This window comes from Micromonospora deserti, assembly GCF_003236335.1.
In the GTDB taxonomy this organism is placed as follows: domain Bacteria; phylum Actinomycetota; class Actinomycetes; order Mycobacteriales; family Micromonosporaceae; genus Micromonospora; species Micromonospora deserti.
In genome coordinates this window covers 74,377-95,072 of the sequence record NZ_POUB01000002.1, presented here as the reverse complement: position 1 = coordinate 95,072, position 20,696 = coordinate 74,377, and the positions used below count along the sequence as shown (strand labels likewise).

At 69.9% G+C, this 20,696-nt stretch carries 13 protein-coding genes and 1 pseudogene; 2 read left to right on the top strand and 12 right to left on the bottom strand.

The genetic code is table 11. From position 1 onward, the window contains the following. Nucleotides 1-1,008 (top strand): D-alanyl-D-alanine carboxypeptidase family protein (locus C1I99_RS00525; RefSeq protein WP_233512230.1); only part of this gene is annotated, 1,008 nt, incomplete at its 5' end. Nucleotides 1,009-1,162: 154 nt separating this feature from the next. Here the strand turns inward: C1I99_RS00525 and C1I99_RS00520 are convergent. The 3 genes from C1I99_RS00520 to C1I99_RS00510 all read right to left on the bottom strand — a co-directional run bounded on the left by C1I99_RS00520 (nt 1,163) and on the right by C1I99_RS00510 (nt 7,287). Further along, nucleotides 1,163-2,728, bottom strand: a complete 1,566-nt coding sequence (locus C1I99_RS00520; protein ID WP_267897452.1) for a right-handed parallel beta-helix repeat-containing protein — start codon at nt 2,726-2,728, stop codon at nt 1,163-1,165. A gap of 393 nt (nt 2,729-3,121) precedes the next feature. Continuing rightward, complete coding sequence (locus C1I99_RS00515) at nt 3,122-4,558, bottom strand: non-reducing end alpha-L-arabinofuranosidase family hydrolase (RefSeq protein ID WP_267897451.1); 1,437 nt, start codon at nt 4,556-4,558, stop codon at nt 3,122-3,124. A 728-nt stretch (nt 4,559-5,286) separates the two neighbouring features. Continuing rightward, entirely contained in the window at nt 5,287-7,287 is a 2,001-nt protein-coding gene (locus C1I99_RS00510) for an ATP-binding cassette domain-containing protein (RefSeq protein ID WP_111132159.1), read from the bottom strand. A gap of 206 nt (nt 7,288-7,493) precedes the next feature. Here C1I99_RS00510 and C1I99_RS00505 point away from each other — a divergent pair. Further along, a pseudogene (locus tag C1I99_RS00505) lies at nt 7,494-8,495 on the top strand (IS630 family transposase); the annotation flags it as partial. Between the two features lie 22 nt (nt 8,496-8,517). On the opposite strand, the gene C1I99_RS00500 reads toward C1I99_RS00505, so the two are convergent. The 9 genes from C1I99_RS00500 to C1I99_RS00455 form a co-directional block, all read right to left on the bottom strand. Beyond that, nucleotides 8,518-9,057 carry a GNAT family N-acetyltransferase gene (locus C1I99_RS00500; RefSeq protein WP_111132158.1) on the bottom strand — a complete coding sequence of 180 codons (540 nt, stop codon included), beginning with the start codon at nt 9,055-9,057 and terminating at the stop codon, nt 8,518-8,520. A gap of 442 nt (nt 9,058-9,499) precedes the next feature. Further along, a complete protein-coding gene (locus C1I99_RS00495; RefSeq protein ID WP_233512227.1) occupies nt 9,500-11,020 on the bottom strand; it encodes a hypothetical protein in 1,521 nt (506 codons plus the stop codon). 337 nt (nt 11,021-11,357) lie between these two features. After that, nucleotides 11,358-12,173: a nucleotidyltransferase domain-containing protein gene (locus tag C1I99_RS00485; protein WP_111132174.1), complete on the bottom strand. Its 816-nt coding sequence runs from the start codon at nt 12,171-12,173 to the stop codon at nt 11,358-11,360. 337 nt (nt 12,174-12,510) lie between these two features. Further along, nucleotides 12,511-14,124 (bottom strand): RICIN domain-containing protein, encoded by a 1,614-nt coding sequence (locus C1I99_RS00480; RefSeq protein WP_438941373.1) that lies wholly within the window; start codon nt 14,122-14,124, stop codon nt 12,511-12,513. 137 nt (nt 14,125-14,261) lie between these two features. Beyond that, on the bottom strand, nt 14,262-16,046 hold the full coding sequence (locus C1I99_RS00475) for a phosphatidylglycerol lysyltransferase domain-containing protein (protein ID WP_111132156.1): 1,785 nt from the start codon (nt 16,044-16,046) through the stop codon (nt 14,262-14,264). Nucleotides 16,047-16,214: 168 nt separating this feature from the next. After that, nucleotides 16,215-17,744, bottom strand: a complete 1,530-nt coding sequence (locus tag C1I99_RS00470) for an aldehyde dehydrogenase (NADP(+)) (RefSeq protein WP_111132155.1) — start codon at nt 17,742-17,744, stop codon at nt 16,215-16,217. Further along, on the bottom strand, nt 17,737-19,239 hold the full coding sequence (locus tag C1I99_RS00465; protein ID WP_111132154.1) for an FAD/NAD(P)-dependent oxidoreductase: 1,503 nt from the start codon (nt 19,237-19,239) through the stop codon (nt 17,737-17,739). The genes C1I99_RS00470 and C1I99_RS00465 overlap by 8 nt, the downstream gene beginning before the upstream one ends. Further along, the gene (locus C1I99_RS00460; protein WP_111132153.1) at nt 19,223-19,525 is read right to left on the bottom strand and encodes a (2Fe-2S)-binding protein; all 303 of its coding nucleotides are present in this window, start codon (nt 19,523-19,525) and stop codon (nt 19,223-19,225) included. The genes C1I99_RS00465 and C1I99_RS00460 overlap by 17 nt, the downstream gene beginning before the upstream one ends. After that, the gene (locus tag C1I99_RS00455; RefSeq protein ID WP_233512226.1) at nt 19,522-20,679 is read right to left on the bottom strand and encodes an NAD(P)/FAD-dependent oxidoreductase; all 1,158 of its coding nucleotides are present in this window, start codon (nt 20,677-20,679) and stop codon (nt 19,522-19,524) included. The genes C1I99_RS00460 and C1I99_RS00455 overlap by 4 nt, the downstream gene beginning before the upstream one ends. Nucleotides 20,680-20,696: the final 17 nt, after the last annotated feature.

The following is a 20,696-nucleotide window of genomic DNA, read 5'->3' as shown; positions in this document are numbered from 1 at the left end:
CCTCCGCCACCGGTGGACCCGGCCCACCGGGCAGTCGGGGGGGAGGCGCTGGCGACGGCAGGACTGGCCATCCCCGGTGACGCGCCGATGCCGCCGGCCGTGACCGCCACCTCGTGGCTGGTGGCGGACCTCAACAGCGGTGCGGTTCTGGGCGGATGCGGTCCACACGAACACCGGACTCCGGCGAGTGTGCAGAAGCTGCTGCTGGCCGCGGCCCTGATGCCCCGCCTCGACCCGGCCCGAGTCGTTGAGGTGAAACGGGAGGATCTAGACGATCTCGACCCGGCCAGTTCGCTGATGGGTGTGGTCGAGGGCGGCCGGTACTCCATCGAGAGCCTCTGGCTGGGGCTTCTCCTCAGATCGGGCAACGACGCGGCCAACGTGCTGGCCCGCATCGGCGGCGGCGAGGCCGGCAGGCAGGGCGGGATCGACGCGATGAACGACGAAGCCCGCCGGCTGCGCGCGAACCAGACCCACGCTGCTACCCCCTCGGGCCTGGACGGCCCCGATCAGTACACCAGCGCGTACGACCTCGCCCTCATCGCGCGGGCCACCTTCGCCCGCGAGGACTTCCGGCGATACATGGCAACCAGGGTCGCGGAGATACCGGCCCAACCGGGAAGGCCGGCGTTCGACATCACCAACGACAACACCCTGCTGGACCGGTACCCAGGAATGCTGGGAGGGAAAACCGGCTTCACCCAACGAGCTCGCCAGACCTACGTCGGCGTAGCCGAGCGTAACGGCCGGCGGCTCGCGGTCACCCTGCTTGGCGCGGAGAGCGCGCCCCTGGGGAGCTTGGGCGAGGCGATAGCCCTGCTCGACTGGGGCTTCACCCTCCCCGCCGACGCGAGGGTCGGCCGCCTGGTCGCACCAGAGGAAAAGAAATCGTCGATCTCGTTGATGGCCGGCCTTGGGCTCGGCGCTGCCGTCGCCGTGGCGGCCCTGATCACGGCAACTCGCTGGCGGCGGCGTGGATACGCGCGCCGGGAAGCCCACCCACGGTAGGGAGAGCCGAACCCGGCACTCCGCGACAAGAGCACTCGGGGGGCGAACCCGATCGTGGAGGCCAGTTGCTCAGGGCATGTTCTGCCCAGAGGTTGGGGACGCGGCTGGTGGCGGGATCGGGAGCCGGTCCCGATCCCGCCATCAAGGAGTTCGGTTAGAACCGTGCGCCGACGTCTGCGCCGTTGGCCGGGCGTAGGAAGTTGGAGGATGGGATCGAGCCGTCGGCGTTGCGCGGCCCGGTGATCGTGCTCGGGTTGGTGCTGGCCAGCGACCAGCTGCCGCCGATGTCCCAGGAGTTGCCCGAGCCGCTGGAGTTCGACCCGAGTGAGACGTTGGTGCCGTTGGCGACGGCGAGGTTCTTGGTGAGGGTGCTGTCGGAACGGTTGACGTTGAAGCCGGTGCCCGGGTTGTCCCAGGCGGTGCAGCGCTCGATCCTGTGCTGGCCGGGGTTGTTGTTGTCGATGAAGCCGCCGACCGCGTTGTCCCAGGTCATGCTGTTGCGAACGGTGTGGTTGGCGGACACGCCGTTGCCGCCGAGCTTGAACCCGTTGCCATCACCTTGGTAGTTGGGGATGTTCCACCGGTTGAACCCGTTACCCCAGGCCAGGGTGTTCTCCACCAGGATGGGTGACTCGAACATCCACCAGTCCAGGCCGTCGTCGGAATTGTTCCAGAGCCGGGCGCCGCGCACGACGTTGCCGGAACCCGAGCCTTCCTTGATGGCCAGGCCGTCGGCGCTCTCGCCGTTCTTGCGTGGGTCGCGATTGCCGTAGGAGTCCAGGTTGATGATCTGGTTGTTGCTCGATGTCAGGACAAGGTGGAAGCCGGACTCGTAGTTGTCGCGGGTGACCAGCCGCTCGTAGTAGTTGTTGCTGGAGTCCAGGCCGAAGATGCCGTACGGACCGTGGATGATCTCCAGGCCGATCAGACGCCACCAGTCACCCTCGATGTGGATGGCGCCGCGCTCCGGGCGGGGGATGGTGGAGTCGACCGCGCCGGGCGTGTACGGCATGTTCTCGCCGTCGATGATGACTCGCTCGTTGGTGTAGTTGCGCATCGTGATGGGCTGGCTCGACGTGCCGTTCTTCAGTATCTGGATGTTGGTGCTCGGCGCGTAGGTCCCGCCGCGGAGGTAGATGGTGTAGCCGGGCTGGGCGAGGTCGACCGCCCGCTGGATGGTCCTCAACGGCGCGCTCAGCGTGCCGGGATTGCTGTCGTTGCCGTTGGTCGCCACATACAGGGCGTTGGTCGGCGGTGGCGGGCCGCCGGCGACCTCCAAGTCGAGGTAGTCGATGTTGGCCAGGCCGGCGGAGGTGGTGGGGTTGAGCCGGATGGTGTTGCTGCCGGCCCGCACCGACACGGACAGCGTCTTGGTGACCCAGGTCGACCAGGCGCCCGTACCCTCGAAGGACGGGGTCTGCACGGTCGACCCGTTGACGAGCAGGTTGGCGGGGCGGGCGGTCGTGGTGCCGTTGGCGAACCGGGCCCCCAGCGTTGCCGTACCAGCGGCGGACGCGTTGACGGTGAACTGCGCGTAGCCACCGGTGGAGTTGGGACCGTTGCAGAACCCGCTACCGGAATAGCCGGACCAGTTCGAATCGATCGTGCCGGAACACACCGCCGGCGAATTCTCGGCCTCATACCGCGTGGGCGCGGCCTGAACGGCCGACTGCGAGAGTACGACGAGCACACCGGCCAACAAGCCGGCACACGCAATCATGGGTTTGACATGCATTGGGCGTCTCCGTGGGAATGGCCCGTCGTTCGACGACGAACACGGGACCGCCAGCCGCATCGCGGCGACGGGAAGCCGTCGTTGGGGAGCGTCGACCGACTGAGCACGTACGTGGCTGGCGCTGGCGTCGCCCGGCTACACCAGCTCGGAAAGCGCTTTCCAAACGGAGGATGTCAGCAGTCATCGATATATGCAAGTGTTCCAACTCCTGGTCTGCGGACACCCCCGGGATCCCGCTGGCGCACAGCAGGCCGTGCCCGGCCAGCGCGGCGGCGCGCTTTTCACTGTGGGCGCGGCGGCAGTCGGGGCCGGAACTGGCGTGTCGGGGCGTTCCCCAAGCTGTCCTACCGTGTGGGGAACGCCCTGATCACCCCGTGATCAGCAGGTGGAGTTGGTTTGGGTCAGCAGGCCGAGCCGCCAGGGCAGGAAGTTGTAGGGATCGGTGGCGCCCGGGTCCATGCCCTGGTAGACGTAGCGCAGGTTGCACGCGCTGATGGTCATCGTCTGGTCAGTGCCGCTGCGGATCATCTCGCCGTGGCTGATGTCCCGTGTCCACGGGGTACCGTCGAAGGTGACGTTGTTGGCGCGGGCGAACGGGTTGGCCTCGGTGTCCGCCAGCGCACTCCACGGCCCGGTGATCGCCGGCGCGGTCCATGACCGGAAGTACCGCTTGCCGTCCGAGCCGATCGCCTCGTGGATCAACAGGTAGGTGTTCGAGCCCGCCACCTTGTACACGTTGGGCGCCTCGAAGAGCCGGAACCGGTTGGCGTCCTGCATGGCGATGACGGTGTTGGTCATTCCGTTCGGGAAGTTGGCCACCGTGGTCTCCGACCGGTACAGGTGGCCGTTGTCGTCGGAGGAGAAGAGGTAGCACCTGACACTGTCGCAGATGACCCAGAAGTCCACCCAGTATCCGCTGCCGATGTTGTCCCGGATGATCTGCGGCATGCCGTTGGGGTAGAAGCGCTGCGGCGCGGTCCACGACTGTGGGTTGCTGATGTCCGTGGTGGTGGAGTACGCCGCGTTGTCGCCGGTCTGGAAGACCAGGTACCACCGCTGCTGCGGCGCGAAGTAGAACACGTGCGGTGCCGCCTTGTACCCGGCGCCGATCGCGGTCTGGTCCAGGTAGTGGTGCTGCGCGGCGCCAGCCTGCGACCAGTCGGTGAAGTTCAGGTACACCATGCTGTAGGCACCGTTGTTGTTCGTGGTGCTGGCGAAGACGTGGTACCGGCCGTTGTGGTACACCACCGACGGGTCCTTGACCGCCCTGATGTTGTGGGTGGCGTCGGACTTCGGGGCGATCAGCGGGCCGCTGGAGCGCCACTGGAAGCTGCTGGGCAGACCACCCGCCGGCGGGCTGCCGCCGGTTTCGACGTCGAGGTAGTCGATGTTCGGTAGGCCGTTGGCGGTGGTCGGGTCGAACCGGATCGTGTTGCTGCCGGCCCGCACCGACACGGACAGCGTCTTGGTGACCCAGGTCGACCAGGCGCCCGTACCCTCGAAGGACGGGGTCTGCACGGTCGACCCGTTGACGAGCAGGTTGGCGGGGCGGGCGGTCGTGGTGCCGTTGGCGAACCGGACCCCCAGCGTTGCCGTACCAGCGGCGGACGCGTTGACGGTGAACTGCGCGTAGCCACCGGTGGAGTTGGGACCGTTGCAGAACCCGCTACCGGAATAGCCGGACCAGTTCGAATCGATCGTGCCGGAACACACCGCCGGCGAATTCTCGGCCTCATACCGCGTGGGCGCGGCCTGAACGGCCGACTGCGAGAGTACGACGAGCACACCGGCCAACAAGCCGGCACACGCAATCATGGGTTTGACATGCATTGGGCGTCTCCGTGGGAATGGCCCGTCGTTCGACGACGAACACGGGACCGCCAGCCGCATCGCGGCGGCACCTTCGACGTAGCCGACATCCAGCGGACAGCACTGCATATCGTCCTTCGAACACCGCGGCTCGGCTGGACATGGCGAACGGTCAGCACTGGCGCAGCCCGGTCACGCCAGGTGGAAAGCGCTTACCAGATTGATAGTCATCATAGTGATGGGCCGTCGACCCGGTCAATGACCGCACCCGCCTACCCGTGTCACCGCCCGTGATGACCGTGCAACACCGGCGTGCTCCAGCCCGTCAGGCTACGGCCTTCAGGAATACGAACAGCTTCGACAAGCGGCAGTGGTTCGACCGGCACGCTGACTTCGCGTACCTCTGCCTGGAGACAGCCGACCTGGACGTGCGCGCTACGACCGCGCCGCGATCGTGCGTTGCGTCCAGCACAGCCGGGCTCCTGGCGTGGCGGAACGATGATGCTGACCGTTCGACTGAGTCGGGTATGGATCGAACTACCCGCCGGATGGCGCCTCGCCGGTATCCAGTTCAGTCCGCTCAACCCAGCCTGACCGCTCGTCCGACAGCCAACGTCAGAACGCCATGAACAAGGGCAGTGCCAGGCGGGAGCTCGGCACGCTGGATCGCCCGGTGGACTGGACCTGATCGTCTCGGGCGCCGGTGGGGATGACGCCGTGCGTTCCGGTGGTCCTCAAAACGCGGTAAGCGGCCGCTGCCGCGCGGCGGGCATGTGGTCGGTGTGGGTGGCGTCGTAGCCGGCGGCCTGGAGGGTGAACAGGTCGGCGTACCGGCCGCCGGCGGCGAGGAGTTCGTCGTGGCTGCCGGCCTCGACCAGGGCGCCGTGGTGCAGGACGAAGATCCGGTCGGCGTGACGGACGTTGGCCAGCCGGTGCGTGATGAGGATGGTGGTAGCGCGGCCCTGCCGATCCCGGATGGCCTGGAACAGGGCGTCCTCGGCGCGGGGGTCGAGGGCGGAGGACGGCTCATCCATGATGAGCAGTTCGGCGTCGCGGAGGAAGCCACGGGCGGCGGTGATGCGTTGCCACTGCCCGCCGGAGAGGTCCTGGCCTTTGGCGAAGGTGCGATCGAGCAGCGTCTCGTACCCGTGGGGCAGGTCTTTGATCATGTCGTGGGCGACGGCGCGGGCGGCGGCGGCCTCGATCCGGTCCTGGCGGGCCTCGGTGTCGACGTCACCGATGGCGATGTTCGTCGCCGCCGTGAACGGCCACTTGTGGTACTCCTGAGTGACCACGGCGATGCGGGCCCGTAGCCCGTCGAGGTCCCACCCGGGCAGCGGTCGGCTGTTCCAGCAGATGACCCCTTCGGTGGGTGCGCGCAGCGTGGCGATCATCGCGGCGAGGGTGGTCTTACCGGAGCCGTTCTCGCCGACGAAGGCCACGGTCTGCCCGGCCTCGATGGTCAGCGTCACCCGGTCGACGGCCGGAGTGTCTCGGTCGGGGTAGCGCAGGGTGACGTCCGTGACCGTCAGCTCCCGCAGCGGCTCCGGCACCGCGCTGGGTGCGGCGTTCGCGGTGCCCGGGGCCGGTTCGGGCAGGTAGGAGGCGGCGCGGGTCATGAAACCGGTGTAGTCGCCGAAGTGTTGGCCCTCGGTGTAGACACGGTCGACCTGGAAGGTGACAACGGCCAGCGAGCGTTGCGCGGACTGCACCGCGATCACGCAGGTCGCCGCGGCGGCGAGGGGAATGTGTCCGTCGATGAGAAGCAGCCCGAGCAGCACGTAGACGACGCCGGTGGCCACTCCCCCGATCATCGCCCCCACGGTGGTAGTCGTGGTGACCCGCCGGGCGAGAGCGAGTTGGATGTCGGTCTCCACGCCCATCACCCGGTCGTACTGGTCGAGCAGGAAGCGGCGCAGCCCGTAGGAGCGCAGCTCCGGCGCCGACGCTCGCTCGGCCATCAGCCTGTGCAGCAGCCACAACCGGCGCCGCCGCACCGACCCGGCCGTGTAGGTCTGGTACCGCAGGTGCCCCGCCCGCAGCGACGCCCACGCGTTCGGCAGGGTCGCGACCAGCAGCGCCAGCAGCAGCAGCGGATGAATGACGACGACGGCGACCGCCACGGCGACCAGGCCGGCCAGCCCGGCGAGCAGGTTCATCGAAGCCTGCACCAGTGAGCTCGCCGAGTCGGTGCCGCGAGAGGCGCGTTCCATGTCGTCGGCGAACGCGTCGGCGTCGAACGCCTCCAGCCGCACCGCGGTGGTCACCTCGAACAGGCCCCGCTCCACCTCGCGGCTCACCCGCGGGGTGAGGCCGTTCTGCGCGTACCCGGTGGCGATGCCCATACCGGCCCGCAGCGCGGTCGCCCCCGCCAAAACCGCGAGCGCGGGCAGCGCGGCGACCACCTTGTCCGCGGTCGGGCCGCCAGCGAACAGTTCCACGAGCACCCGCTGTGTCGCGAGAAGCCCGAAGGCGGCCATCACACCGGCACCGACGGTCGCGGCTGCCACCACGGAGGTGCGGAGCCGGTCGGCCCGCCAGCTGATGCCGAGGGCGGCCAGGACCAGCCGGGGCAGCTCGGCGAAGACGGCGAACAGGCCAGCCTCCGCCCGAGCGCGCACCCCGGTCTCCCACCACATCGCCCGCAGCTCCGGCAACACCGACTCCGCCCGGGCTGGACCACGCTGGGATGGAGTACGACCCTCGGTTCGTGTGGGGGTCTCCGTCACGGACATGCCTCCTCGCTGGGGAACCAGTGGGATGTGGGTGCTTTTCGCCCGCAGGGTCAATGCGCGGGGACGGCCGGCATCGAAACAGGAGCCACCGACGATATGACCACACGAGTTGATGCAGCTACCCATAGTCACAGTCGGCGGCGAGGAGGTCCACCCCTGCCGCGAGGTGGCCCGGTACCGGCCCGCACCGCCTCAGACAACGGCCCACCGGTACGCCTATTCGGCGAGGTGCGCGCGCGAAGCTGGTCCAGGCTGACGAGGACACCGTCCGCGACGTGATCCACCGGTTCAACGAGATCGGCCTGGCCTGCCTGGACCCTCGCTGGGCGGGAGGCCGTCCCCGCCTGCTCAATCCTGACGACGAGGACTTCGTCGTCCAGACGGCCACCACCCGCCCGACCAAGCTCGGTCAGCCCTTCACCCGTTGGTCCATCCGCAAACTCGCCGCCTACCTGCGGAAAGTGCACGGCCGTGTGATCCGGATCGGCCGCGAGGCATTACGGTGCCTGCTCGCCCGCCGCGGCATCACCTTTTAACGCACCAAGACCTGGAAGGAGTCGCCCGACCCCGAGCGCGACGCCAAGCTGGACCGCATCGAGGAGGTGCTGGAACGCTTCCCGGACCGCGTGTTCGCGTTCGACGAGTTCGGGCCGCTCGGCATCCGCCCCACCGCCGGGGCCTGCTGGACTCCCGCCGGTCACCCCGAGCGCCATCCCGCGACATACCACCGCACCCACGGGGTGCGGTACTTCCACGGCTGCTATTCCGTCGGCGACGACCGGATGTGGGGCGTCAACCGCCGCAAGAAGGGTGCGGTGAACACCCTGGCCGCACTGAGGTCGATCCGGGCCGCGCGCCCGGACGGCGCCCCGATCCACTCATCCTGGACAACCTGTCCGCCCACAAAGGCGACAAGATCCGTCGCTGGGCGAAGAAGAACCGCGTCGAGCTGTGCTTCACCCCCGACCTACGCCTCCTGGGCCAACCCGATCGAAGCCCATTTCGGGCCACTGCGGCAGTTCACGATCGCCAACTTCAACCACCGCAACCACAGCGTGCAGACCCGGGCCCTGCACGCCTACCCGCGCTGGCGCAACACCAACGCCCGCCACCCCGACGTCCTCGCGGCGCAGCGTCGCGAACGCGCCCGCATCCGCAGCGAGAAGGGCATCCGCTGGGGCGGACGCCCGCTCCCCGCCGCAGCCTGACCAAGCGACCGAGCCGAGAGCGTCAGACCCTCACAGCACGCGCGATTCGGTACAGCACGTTCGGACGCAGTGGCCCTTCGGGCGCGGTGGGGTCGTCGAAATCGTCAGCCGGGTCGCGGGTCATGCCGATCCGGCGCATCACTGCTTGGGAACGGAGGTTGGTAGCAGTCGTCACTGCAAGGATCTCGGGGAGTTCAAGCGTTTCGAAGCCGAAGGCCAGGCCAGCCAGGGCGGCCTCGGTGGCGTAACCCTGGCCCCAGGCCGAGCGAGCGAGCCTCCAACCGATCTCAACCCCCGTGAACGGCATACCATCCTCCACTTGGTCCAAGCCCGCGAAGCCGATGAACTCGCCCGTGGCCTGCAATTGAACTGCCCACCATCCGTAGCCTCGCTGGTCGAACTCGGCCTGGAACTGCGCCACGGAGGCATCGCTCTGTTCACGGGTGAGCAGGTCGCCCAAGTGCTCCCGAACCGCGGGATCAGCATTCATCGCCGCCCACGGTTCAAGGTCGGAGTCTTGCCATCGACGGAGCACGAGGCGATCGGTACGCAGGTCAGCCATGCTGCCCAGCCAACGTGCGCGCTGCCTCCAGGGCAATCCATTTCTTCGGGACTGCTACCGCCGCTCAAAGGAGAATGCACGGCTGGCTCCAAGACTGACGAAGCGACCACCGCCCCGGCGAACCTACGCCTCGGCGCCGGTGCCCGCCTCGCCGACCGCGGTGAGCCCGGGCGCGGTGTCCAACGGGATCCCCGCCTTGGGCATCCCGCTCCCGCTGCTCTTCCTCGGGCTCGCAAGGGCCGGGGAACGTGCCGAAGCTGAAGACCGTCGCGCAATACCTGCCGGACCAGGCAGCATGGTCATCATGCACATCGTCGGACGGGGGGCGACCCGCGCTTCGTACGCCCCTACGGGCCGTGGACCGGGGTGGGGATCATGGCCCTGTGAACGGCGACGCTGCTTGCCGGGTACGCCGGGTACGCCGAGACATCCTCGGATCGACTCAGCCCCTGCACAGGGGCACGTCCGGCTCGACGACGGTCCGGTTGACAATCTCCTTCGTGAGGAAGTCCGCCTCCTTCGGGATTTTGACCTTCAGAACCATCTCGATGGCCTCGGCCAAGGGTTCAGACATGTTGATGCCTTCTCCGGCTCGCACGGTCAGGACGAGCGTGGATCCCCGGCATTTCACGGCGGGCCCGGCTAGTGGCAGCCCCACCCGGCCGGCCGCCGAGCCGTTGGTCAATCCGACCGAGGCCACGACACCGACGAACGGCCCGGCACCCGCGACCGGCAGGCCGATCATGAATCCGAAGCGGAATTCCGCCGCCACGACGAGTGCCTCGACGCCGATCGAGACGCCGCGTAGGGACTGCACAATGCTCTGCTTCACGGAGAAGGTAGGCGTCAGGACGGACGAGCCGACATACCCGATCGGGCCGTCGAGCCCCCACTGGCCGGTGGCCGACAGGTTGCCGTTCTTCGCCGTGAACGCCGTTTCGACGAGGAACTTGAACGTCTGCTTGAGGGTCGCGGGAAAGCCCCCGATGATGATGGGCTGCTTGACCTCGATGGGAAATTCGATTTTCGCCTTTTTGTTGTCGCTCAAGCCACCCGCCGCGCCAGCGGCGACCGTGATGGCCAGCCCCTCGACGCCGTCGATGCGGAACGACGGGTGCGGGACGACGCCGTTGGTTACTCGGATATCTCCCCAAATACGAAGGTTCCGGACCAGCAGCTGGATATCGAAGTCGACCTTGAGGCCCGCCGCGGCCGTCGAGTGCTGGGCGGTCAAACCCAGCTTCGAGCTGTCCTTGTACGCCTTCACGTTCCAGTCGCCGACCTTCCGCTGGACGCTCTTGGGCCCTGGCCCGCGCGCCGGGGCGAGGACCATTGGCGGCACGGCGAGCCGGAAATCAGACAGCCCGAAGGCGTTCGAGCCCAGTCCGGTTGCCTCGGCGGCATCCGGCATCATTGGCGGCGCCCCGGCCGGAGCCCCGTTGACGACCTCCCCGAGCAAGTCGGGGAGCGGGCTGAAGGTCTGCGACTCGAGATCAAGCGCTTGATCAATCTTGAAGTGGCCGTCGCGCACCACATCGGTCAACTCCACCGAGGCTAGGGTGACCGCCGTGTCGCCACCCGCCGGCTCAACCTTCACCACCCGACCAAGCGCCTCACTCGTGGCGAACATGATCTTACCGGGCGCAAGGCCGGCGACGCCCTCAGCGTCGCCATCGATCACGTAGGTGAACCCGTCCTCGCTCACCGAACGGATGACATTGCTGCCTCCGGACACGAGCACGACGTCCGGCTGATAGACCACGGACCCGCCCTGCTTGGGACCGTGCCCGTACTGGTTGTCGGCCGCACCAGAGCCGCCGGAACCGGCAAGGCCGCATCCGGCGGTCAGTACGACGAGGCACATCAGTGCCGCCGTGCCGCCGAGCCGGCATCGAACCAGAGGCCAGCCAGACGTACGGCAGCGGCCGTTACCGCGCGTCGTCACGGACGCGTCTGTGGTCATGCGCCCAAGCTAGGCCGTCGGGACCGCCGCCGAATCCGGTGTTTCCCTATACATCGTTGAGCCGGCTGGGTGCGGGGATCGCTGGTGCGGATTCGCGGAGCCAGAGGGTCAAGGAGCGCGAGGAGCTTGGCGCGGTAGCCTGGCGATGATGGCGGACTGGGGAATTCGGCCGGCTTTGGTGGCGGACGTCGAGGCGGTGGCCGAGTTGCGGGCCGTGGTGCTGCGGGCGGATCTGGAGCGACCCAGGGACGCGGCCGCGCCGGTGACCTCCGCGAGCGTCGGCAGGCGCTTCAGGACGGCCATGTCGTTGAGGAAGACCCACAAGTCGGCGAGCGGCTCAGGTCTGGACGCGCTGCCACACGTCGCTGGCCAGTGCCTGCGCGTCGTCGAGGCGGGCGTGCAGGGAGTCCGACGTGGTACCGAGCGCGGCGAACAAGGCGTGGGCGCGCTCGGCGAAGTCCCTAGGTGCGACCTGGAGAGCTTCTGCCGCCTGGACCGCTCCCTTTTCGTTGAGCAGCCAACACTCCGCCTCGGCGTGCAGCGCATGGACTAGCAGCCCGACTATGCGGAACAGGCAGCCGGCGACGTAGAAGGCGTCACCGCGAGACGCAGCCTTGCGGGCACCGGACAGGGTGAACGGCACGGCCCACCGCGCGTTGGCGACCAACGCCGCCCGCAGCGGCCGCGGGAAGCCGCGCGCCGCCCGCTGAAGATCCACCAACTCCCGTCGGGGGTCGGCGAGGATCCTGCCCAGGGCCAGTTCCCCGACGTAGGCGTGCGAGTACACCCCGAGCGGGTGGCCTGCCTGAGTGCCCACCTCGAAGCGTCCGAGCTGGCACTCCTGCCAGATCCGGTGCACCCGGTCCAGGTCACGGTAGATCCAGTCGATGCGGCAGCCATCCACGGTCAACCAGGCGCCGCCGTCGACCCACGGTCCCCAGCCGCCGGGCTCGGTGACCTCCACCGCCACGCCCGTCAGCTCGGCGGCAAGCCGGCGCAACGCGCCGGTATCCAGCGGGGGCCGGTAGTAAAGGCCAAGGTCGTAGTCGGAGTCGGGACTGTGCGACCCCCTCGCACGGCTGCCCCCCAGACACACCCCGATGATGCCGCCGACGCCGACAAGCCGGTCGGCGATCTCCGTCAAGCGATCCACGTGGGCGAGTGTGGCCAACGAGATCCGCAACGGCCAGCCGTTATCCCACGCTCCAGCCAGTCGCCACCCCCGCGGACCGCCCGGCGCGATGACCCTGGCACGCGCTCGGGTCGGGCAAGTACGGCGAGGTACTCGCCCGACCCGTTGAAGCCTGGCCGGCCCATCCGGACGAACCGGTCCGGACCACCGCCGCCCCAGATACCGTCGACTGATCTGTGTCGCCGGCCTCGTCCCCCGGCCACCTGGGCGGCGGGACGGCGAGCGTCCGGCGGAGGTCGCGTCACCGCCGCCGACGGCCGCCGGCACCGGCGGCCGTCGGGGTGGTCGGTGGTACGGGTCAGCACCTGTTGATCGTCGAATTGTTCAGGGTGATGTTGCTGATGGTGAGGTTGTCCGCGCAGGGATTCTCCACAATCCGGTTGTTCGCCAGGGTGAAGTTCCGCAGGGTGATGTCCCGGTTGCCGGGGAACTCGCTGCGTTCGGCCAGCCGGACCTCGCCACCGCCGCTGATCGTGCCGCCGCCCGCCGCGATGTTCACCCCGTAGCAGTTCTCGATCAGCATCGCGTTGTTGCCGGTGTTGGCGATGTCGACCCGGTCGATCGCCGCGCCGCCGGACTCGGAGACGCAGAAGATCCCCCGGCCGCCGCCGCGGGCCCGCACGGTGCCGACCCGGATGTTGGTCGGGTAGCTGGAGCCGATCCGGCCGTTGCGGTTGGCCATCCTGAACGCGGCGTAGCCGGTTCCGGCACCGGCGTTCTCGGCGTCGACGGTGGTGACCGTGGCGTTGATGGTCTGGTTGAGCAGCAGCCCGGAATGGCCGACGTTGCGGGCGGTGACGGTGCCGATGGTGAGACCGTCGACACCGTACGTCTCGACGGCGTGTGAGCTGGCGCCGGAGACGTAGACGTTGTCGATGCGGACATTGCGCGTCCACTGGCTGGTGTCGCCGCGATTGTCGATGCGGACGCCGAGGCCGCTGGAGAGCCGCATCTCGATCTGGCCGAGGACCACGTCGGTGACGTTGCGCATGAAGACCCCGTAGAGCGGGGTTCCGGTGACGGTGAGGTGCTGGACCTCCACCTGCCTGGTGCCGCGGGAGTAGATCGGCGCCTGGTCGCCGCTGCCCGAGCCGGTCACGTTGATGGTGCCGCACACGTCGATGGTGGTGTAGCTGGGCAGGGAGATCCGGGAGCCGGCGCTGATCGAACCGGAGCCGCGCACCACGACCCGCTGCTTGCTGGTACGGCCGGAGCTGAGGCTGTTCACCGCGGCCTGGACGGCGGCGCGCATGTCGCCGCCGGTGTAGACCGTGCTGCCGCCGTTGCGGGCGGTCCAGGTGCCGCCGCTGAGCACCGCCTCGGCGTGGAAGGGGCCGCTGCCGCAGTCGCTGCCGCCACCGGAGCCGACGGTGACCATCCGCCACTGCTGGTTCCAGCCGTCGTGGTCGGCGTACTGGGAGATCATGGCGCCGTCGGCGGTGGACCACTGCCACACGTCCAGGGCCTTGTTGGAGTGCCGGTTGATGAACCGCACGTGTCCGCCGTCGGAGTCGGCGAGCCCGAAGTGCTGTCGGGTGTTGCCGCTGGCGGCGGGGTTCTGGACGAGTTGGACGCCGTCGTTGGCGTTGGGCACCTCGAGCACTTTGCCGCTGTGCACGGAGCGGATCTGGTAGTAGCCGCTGCCGACGTCGACGAAACGCCACTGCTGCACGGCGAGGTCGTTGCGGGTGAACTGGTTGACCGGCGCGCCGTCGGCGGTGGACCAGTTGTACAGGTCCATCGCCTTGCCGCTGTGGCGGTTGACGAACACGTACGTGGCGTTGGTGTCGACGGTCGCCGCCGCGGCTGGCAGGCCGACGGCGGCGCCGGCGCCGACGAGGGCCAGCACGGCCGTGGCGACCAGGCCGATCCGCCAGCGGGGTGATGGTTTGTTCGTGGTCATGAATGCCATCCGAAACTCCTGCCGTGGAGTTGTCCGGTGTGGAAGGCGCTTGCGCGGCGGCACCGTCGCGGTCGGCAAGCGCTTTCCCGAGGAAGGGATTCACGATTGTATATGTTTTTGCCCGACCTGGCGGCAGGAGGTCCGCGTCAGTGCGCGGCATACAGCAGCGCGTGCTCGGTATCAGTCGGCGGCGGCGCTGCCGGGTTGGCCGTCGCGCCGTCGCGGCCGGCACTCACACGCCAGCCGGTCGGAAGAAACGCCTCGGCCTTCAGTGCCGCGACGGCGATGAGGGGTACGTCGCGCGCGGTGGGGAAGCACAGGTATCGCGGCTGCCAGGTGGGTTGGTACTTGGCGTTGGCCCGGTACAACGATTCGATTTGCCAGAAGCGCGACGCGCCGCGCAGTACCCGGTGCCACATCCGCAGCACCGGACCGGCCCCGAGTTCCTCCGCCCGTGCGAAGACCGACCGCAGCACCGCGAAGTTCAGCGAGACCCGGCGGATCCCCAGCCCGGACGCGGCATCGATGGCGCTGACCACCATGAACTCGGTCAGTCCGTTCTCCGCGGTGCGGTCACCACGCATCAGGTCGAGGGACAGGCCGTCGCTGCCCCACGGCACGAACTGCAGCAGCCCGCGCAACCGCGCCTGGCTGTCCCGGCACAACACCAACAGGCTGTCACCGTCGCGTGGGTCGCCGAGGCGGGACAGCGCCATGGAGAACCCCCGCTCGACCTTCCCGTCCCGGAAGGCGGCCGCAGCGTGGACCACCTCCGCGACCACCGTGGCCGGCAGCTCTCGCTGCCGCGCCACCTGGCAGGTGTATCCCGCCCGCCGGATCCGCGCGACGGCCTGGCGGACCGCCCGCATCGACCGGCCGTGCAGGTTGAACGACGCCACGTCGACGAGGGCCTCGTCGCCCAGCTCGACCACATCGAGGCCGCTGCGCCGGTACGCCTTGCCGCCCGCCGCGCCACAGCCCAGCACCGCCGGAATCCAACCGTGCCGGTCGCTCTCCGAAAGCCACGCGGCGATCGCGTGCGGCCACGCCTCGACGTCGCCAATCGGGTCGCCCGAGGCGAGGCTGACCCCGCCGATGACCCGGTACGCCACTGCCGCCTTGCCGGAGCGGGCCCAGGCCAGCGACTTGTCGCCACGCAGCGCGAAGTAGCCCAGCGAATCCCCGTCGCCGTGGCGGGCCAGCAGCTCGCGCACCCGCATCTCCTCCTCGTCGGTGCGCACCGGCCGGGGCGCGTAGGGGCGCAGCAGCAGCACCAGAGCCACCGCCGCGGCTAGCAGCCCGAACGCCCCTGTGGTGAGGGTCACCAGGGCACCGCCGTATGGGTCGCGGAACTGCAGCGGGCCGGAGACCCCGATGACACCGAGCGCGGCCTGCTCTGCCCACCGGGCCCACCCGGGGTCGCCCACCAGCCGGTCGTGCCGTACCGCGATCTCCGCGAACCCGACTACGAAGCCGGCCACGGCGAACCCGGCCGGCACGGCCAGGACGCGCCACCGGCTCTGCGGGTCCGGCACGGCGTGGAATCGGCCGCGGATGACAATGAGCATGGCCAGCAGCGCGGCGCAGACCACCGCCGGTTCGATGTCGAGGCTCCTGACCAGGTGCAGTACGACGCTGGTGCCGGCCAGGACGACCGCGACCTGCCAGGCCCGGCGCTTACCTCGCCGTAGCCCCGCGCCGACGTAGATCAGCAGTACGCCGACTACGACCGTGGCCGCGCGCGCTGACAGGATCCCGGCGGTGGGTACGAATTCGGACAACTCCGCCAGCCGGCCGCGCGGCGGCGGAAGCACCCCTGTGATTACGTTGAACAACCCCGCCAGCTGCACCAGCCGCGCGACGGTGGCCCGGGACAGCGGTGGGCGCGGCTGCCAGGCGCCCCACTGGGCCGATTCTCGGTGCCACACCATACGCCGATCGTCTTCGACCACTCTTGGCGCCACCGGAAAGAGACCTGGGAGCTTGCTGTATTGGAGCTACACCCGTCGTAGCGCTTGACGGACCCGAGTTCCGCCAGGCCTGGATTCCTCCCTCAATGCGGCATTCAAGCGCGAAAGGGCGCGCCCACACCTGAGCCGCTAGGAGGTGGTACGGATCCCGTCGACAATGCGGGGAACGCCGAGCGGGTTGGCTTCGCGCAGCTCTGGTGGGAGCAGCGGGTCGGGGGTGTTCTGATAGCAGACCGGGCGCAGCCACCGCTCGATCGCGGTGCTTCCCACCGAGGTCGAGCCGCTGGTGGAGGCGGGATAAGGTCCGCCGTGCTGCATGGCGTGGGCGACCGCCACTCCGGTGGGCCAACCGTCCACGACGACCCGCCCCGCGATCTCGCTCAGCCCGGCGACCAGGTCCACCGCCGCGCCGTCCCGCTCGTCGGCGGCCAGGTGCACGGTCGCGGTGAGGTTGCCCGGCAGGCCGCCGAGCACCGCGTCTCGCTCGGCCGTCGAACCGTAGCGGACCAGCACGGTGACCGGTCCGAAGCATTCCTCCAGCAGCTCCCGATACGGCCCTCCCTCGGCGAGCCGCGACGCCGCGACGGTCAGCACGCCCGGCCGGACGGCCAGCGGCGTCGCGTCGTCGCCGGCCTCCCCCGCCCCGAGCGGTTCCGTCACCCCTGGGAGCGCGGCGCGGGAGCGGACTCCGGCGAGGAACGCCGCGCGCATGCGCGGGTCGAGCAGCGGCCCGGACGGGACCGCCGCCGCGACGACCGCCCGGATGACGGCGTCGCCCGCCGGTCCCTCAGGGAGGAGGACAAGGCCCGGCTTGACGCAGAACTGCCCCAGACCCTGGGTGTACGAGGCAGCGAGCCCCGCTCCGATCTCTTCAGCTCTGGTCTCGGCCGCCCGCGTGGTCACCACGACCGGGTTGAGGCTGCCCAGCTCGCCGTGAAATGGGATCGGCCGTGGCCGGGAGGACGCGATGTCGAACAACGCGCGGCCGCCGCGCACCGAGCCGGTAAACCCGACGGCCGACGTCAGGGGGTGGCGGACGAGTTCCGGGCCCGCGTCGAAGCCGTGGACCAGGCGGACGACGTCCTCGGGCAGCCCGACCTCGGCGGCCGCCGAGCGGAGGATCCGGGCGCACAGGGCGGAGGTGGCCGGATGGTCCGGGTGTGCCTTGACCACCACCGGGCATCCCGCGGCCAGCGCGCTCGCGGTGTCGCCGCCGGGCACGCTGAAGGCCAGCGGGAAGTTGCTCGCCGCGAAGACCGCGACGACGCCCAGCGGCACCTTGTAGCGCCGCAGGTCGGGGCGGGGCGCTGGGTCCGCCAGCGGGTCGGCATGGTCGATGATCACGTCCAGGTAGCCGCCGGCTTCGACCACGTCCCCGAATGCGCGGAGCTGGTAGCACGTGCGCGCGAGCTCGCCCGTGAGCCGTACTCGGCCGAGCGCCGACTCGGCATCGGCGGTCGCGATGATCTCGTCGCCGCTCTTCTCCAGCAGTACGGCGGCCATGCGGAGCAGGTCGACCCGCGCGGCGCGGTCCCGGAGTGCCGCGCCGGCCGCGGCGGCGGCCCGCACCGCCTCGCCCACGTCCGCCGCCGTCGACTCGGTCGCGACGCGTCCCCGCGGCTCGCCGGTACGCGGGTCGATGCTCAGCACCTCACCCATCGTCTCGTCCTCTCTCTCCGGTCGCCTCGACAGGCGTCGTGTCTTCGGTCAGGGCGGCAAGCTCTCCCAGGGGCACCGGTACGGCGAGGCTGCGGGTGGCCAGCGGCCGTAGGTCCTCCGCGGTGCTCTCGCGCCGGCTCAGACAGGCCGCGATCCCGGCGGTGGCGAAGCCGCACACCCGTCCCTGGCACCAGCCCATCCCCGGCCGTGCCAGCATCTTCAACGTACGCGCATCCTCCGCGCCGAGGTCGTCGTGTGCCCGGCGCAGATCTCCGTACGAAACCTCCTCGCAGCGGCAGACTGGTGTCGTCTCCGACAGCCACTCCGGCCACGTCCGCGGCACGGGATAGGTCCGGTGCATGGCGGCGGCGAACCGGCGCCCCCGCCGGACGGCGCTTCGCAGCCGCCTCATCACGGTCGGGTCGGCCGGACGGCCCAGTGCGGCGGCGAGGGCGAGCGCACCCAACCGACCCTCATAGACGGCCAGGGCCGCACCGCCCACACCGGTCGCCTCGCCCGCGACGTACAGCCCATCGACGCTGCTGCGCTGAAGGTCGTCAACGGCCACGACGAGGGATCCGTCGACGTCCTTCGCCGTCTCCACGCCGAGCATGAGCGGCAGTTCGAGCGACGGGGTGAAGCCCCACCCGAGCGCCACGAGGTCGGCGAGGATCTCCTCGTCCGGCCCAATCGGGCGGCCATCACGGTCCACCTTGGCGATCCGGACGGCCTCGACCCTGTCCGTGCCGAGGATCTCACGGATCAAGGTCCTCGTGCGGTACGGGATGCGGTGCCGGGCCATGAGCGCCGTGTACTGCAATGCCTCGACGCCCTTGCCCGGCGCGGAGACCAGCCCGACCGGGTCGCGTAGCCAACCTAGTGTCCCGTTGGCCTCGACGACGGCCGCGACCCTCACCCCGGCCCGGGCGAGGCCGGTGGCCACGGGAAGCAGGAACGGGCCGGTGCCGGCGACAACAGCTCGCCGACCCGCCGGGGTGCGATGCCCCTTGAGTAGGGCCTGCACTCCCCCCGCGGTCATCACGCCGGGCAGGTCCCAGCCGGGGAGGGGAAGTTGCCGGTCATATCCCCCGGGACACAGGATCAGCGCCCGCGCGACGAGCGCCCGGCCCGCCGCGTCCCGGGGTCTTTCGGTGGTGGCGGCCGTGGACGTGGCGGCCGTCACCCGGAGAGTGAACGCGCCGCTGCCGCCCCTGGTGATGAGCCATACCTGGTGTCCGGGGAGGTAGCGGATCCGGCCGGCGGCGCGGAGGGCGTACATGCGGTCCCGCAGCGCAGTGAAGACCGGCCAGCCACGATGGCCGACGCGATCGTCGGGGCGGGCGTGGTTCTCGTCGTAGTGCCGCCAGTACTGCCCGCCGGGCTGTCCGGCGGTGTCGATCAGGGCGACGCCGAGCCCGGCCTCGGCGGCCTCGACGGCGGCGGCGAGCCCGGCCGGGCCCGCGCCGACCACGGCGACGTCATGCGCGTTCGGCATCGCTGTTCCTCCGGTCGCCGGCGTCTTCGAGGTCTGCGCCGGTCTCGGCGTCGCCGAGGCTCATGCCGTCGGCGGCGGTGACCAGGCAGGCGCGCTGGTCGGGGATGCCGTCAACGGTGATCAGGCAGTCGAAGCAGACGCCGATGCCGCAGAACAGGCCCCGTGGCCTGCCGCCCTTTCGGGTGGTGCGCCAGTCGGGGATCCCGGCGGCGACCAGTGCGGCGGCGACGCTCTGGCCGGGCTCAGCCGGAACTGCGGCGCCACGGAAGGTCATCTGATATGTCATCGGAGCGCCTCCTCGACGTCCGCGAACCGGTCCGGGGCGAACGGCGTGAGATCCATGTCGGGCCGATCACCCACGAGCGCCTGGGCGATCAGCTTGCCGGTCCCGACGGACAGGCCGACGCCGGCACCCTCGTGGCCGCAGGCGTGCCAGAGGCCGGGCGCGCGGGGATCGGGACCGATGACGGGCAGATGATCGGGGCAGTAGGGGCGGAAGCCGTGGTAGGTGCGCATCGCGCGGACCTCCCGAAGCATCGGGAACAACGCGATCGCCTTGGCCGCGAGCGTGCCGATCGCGGTGACGGACACGGTCCGGTCGAAACCGACGCGTTCACGCGACGCGCCGACGAGAATCGTGCCGCTGGCGGTCCCTTCGACAACAGGCGAGGTCTGCAGGGCCGTGTCAGAGCTGGCCACGTCGCCGACGTACTCGGCGGCGTACACCTTGTGGCGGATCATCCGGGGCGGCATCGGCTGGGTGACCAGGACGAAGCCGCGCCGGGGCAGCACGGGGACACGCACCCCCGCGAGGCCGGCGACGCCGGCGGCCCACGTGCCGGAGGCGTTGAGCACCGCCCCGGCGGGGATGTCGCCGCCGGGGGTCCGCACGCCCGTCACCCGGGCGCCGTCGCGCAGCAACCCCGTCACCTCGGTGCGCGTACGCACCTGCGCTCCGCGCTCGCGGGCCAGCCGCAGCAGGTGCGCCGCGACCAGCATGGGTTGGACCTGGGCGTCCTGCGGATAGAAGGCGCCCCCGGCGAGTTCCGGGGAGAGATGCGGCTCGTAGTCGCGCAACTCGGTCCGCGCGACGTCACGGACCTCGACCCCACGCCGGCGCTGCCGGACGGCGAGCTCGCGCAGCGACGTGACGTTCTGCTCCGACGCCGCGACGACCAGGCCGCCCTTGGACTCGAACTCCCACAACTCGGCGTGTTCCGCGAGATCCTCGCGCCAGACCCGCTGTGAGTACAACGCCAGGTCGAGCTCGGGGCCGGCTTCCTTGTCGGACACCAGCACGTTGCCCTCTCCGGCGCTGGAGGTGCCTCCAGCGATCGCGCCGCGCTCGACGACGACCACTCGCACCCCCGCCAGCGATGCGAAGTACGCGCTGGCCGCCCCCACGACACCCGCACCGACGACCACGAGGTCCGCGCTCACGCCGCGGCCATGAGACT

Bases quoted from the DNA above. Each gene is read 5' to 3' on its own strand.
- C1I99_RS00480 (WP_438941373.1), bottom strand. From the start codon at position 14,124: ATGGCATTCATGACCACGAACAAACCATCACCCCGCTGGCGGATCGGC.
- C1I99_RS00465 (WP_111132154.1), bottom strand. From the start codon at position 19,239: ATGCCGAACGCGCATGACGTCGCCGTGGTCGGCGCGGGCCCGGCCGGG.
- C1I99_RS00515 (WP_267897451.1), bottom strand. From the start codon at position 4,558: ATGATTGCGTGTGCCGGCTTGTTGGCCGGTGTGCTCGTCGTACTCTCG.
- C1I99_RS00470 (WP_111132155.1), bottom strand. From the start codon at position 17,744: ATGGGTGAGGTGCTGAGCATCGACCCGCGTACCGGCGAGCCGCGGGGA.
- C1I99_RS00495 (WP_233512227.1), bottom strand. From the start codon at position 11,020: ATGACCACAGACGCGTCCGTGACGACGCGCGGTAACGGCCGCTGCCGT.
- C1I99_RS00460 (WP_111132153.1), bottom strand. From the start codon at position 19,525: ATGACATATCAGATGACCTTCCGTGGCGCCGCAGTTCCGGCTGAGCCC.
- C1I99_RS00510 (WP_111132159.1), bottom strand. From the start codon at position 7,287: ATGTCCGTGACGGAGACCCCCACACGAACCGAGGGTCGTACTCCATCC.
- C1I99_RS00500 (WP_111132158.1), bottom strand. From the start codon at position 9,057: ATGGCTGACCTGCGTACCGATCGCCTCGTGCTCCGTCGATGGCAAGAC.
- C1I99_RS00520 (WP_267897452.1), bottom strand. From the start codon at position 2,728: ATGATTGCGTGTGCCGGCTTGTTGGCCGGTGTGCTCGTCGTACTCTCG.
- C1I99_RS00475 (WP_111132156.1), bottom strand. From the start codon at position 16,046: ATGGTGTGGCACCGAGAATCGGCCCAGTGGGGCGCCTGGCAGCCGCGC.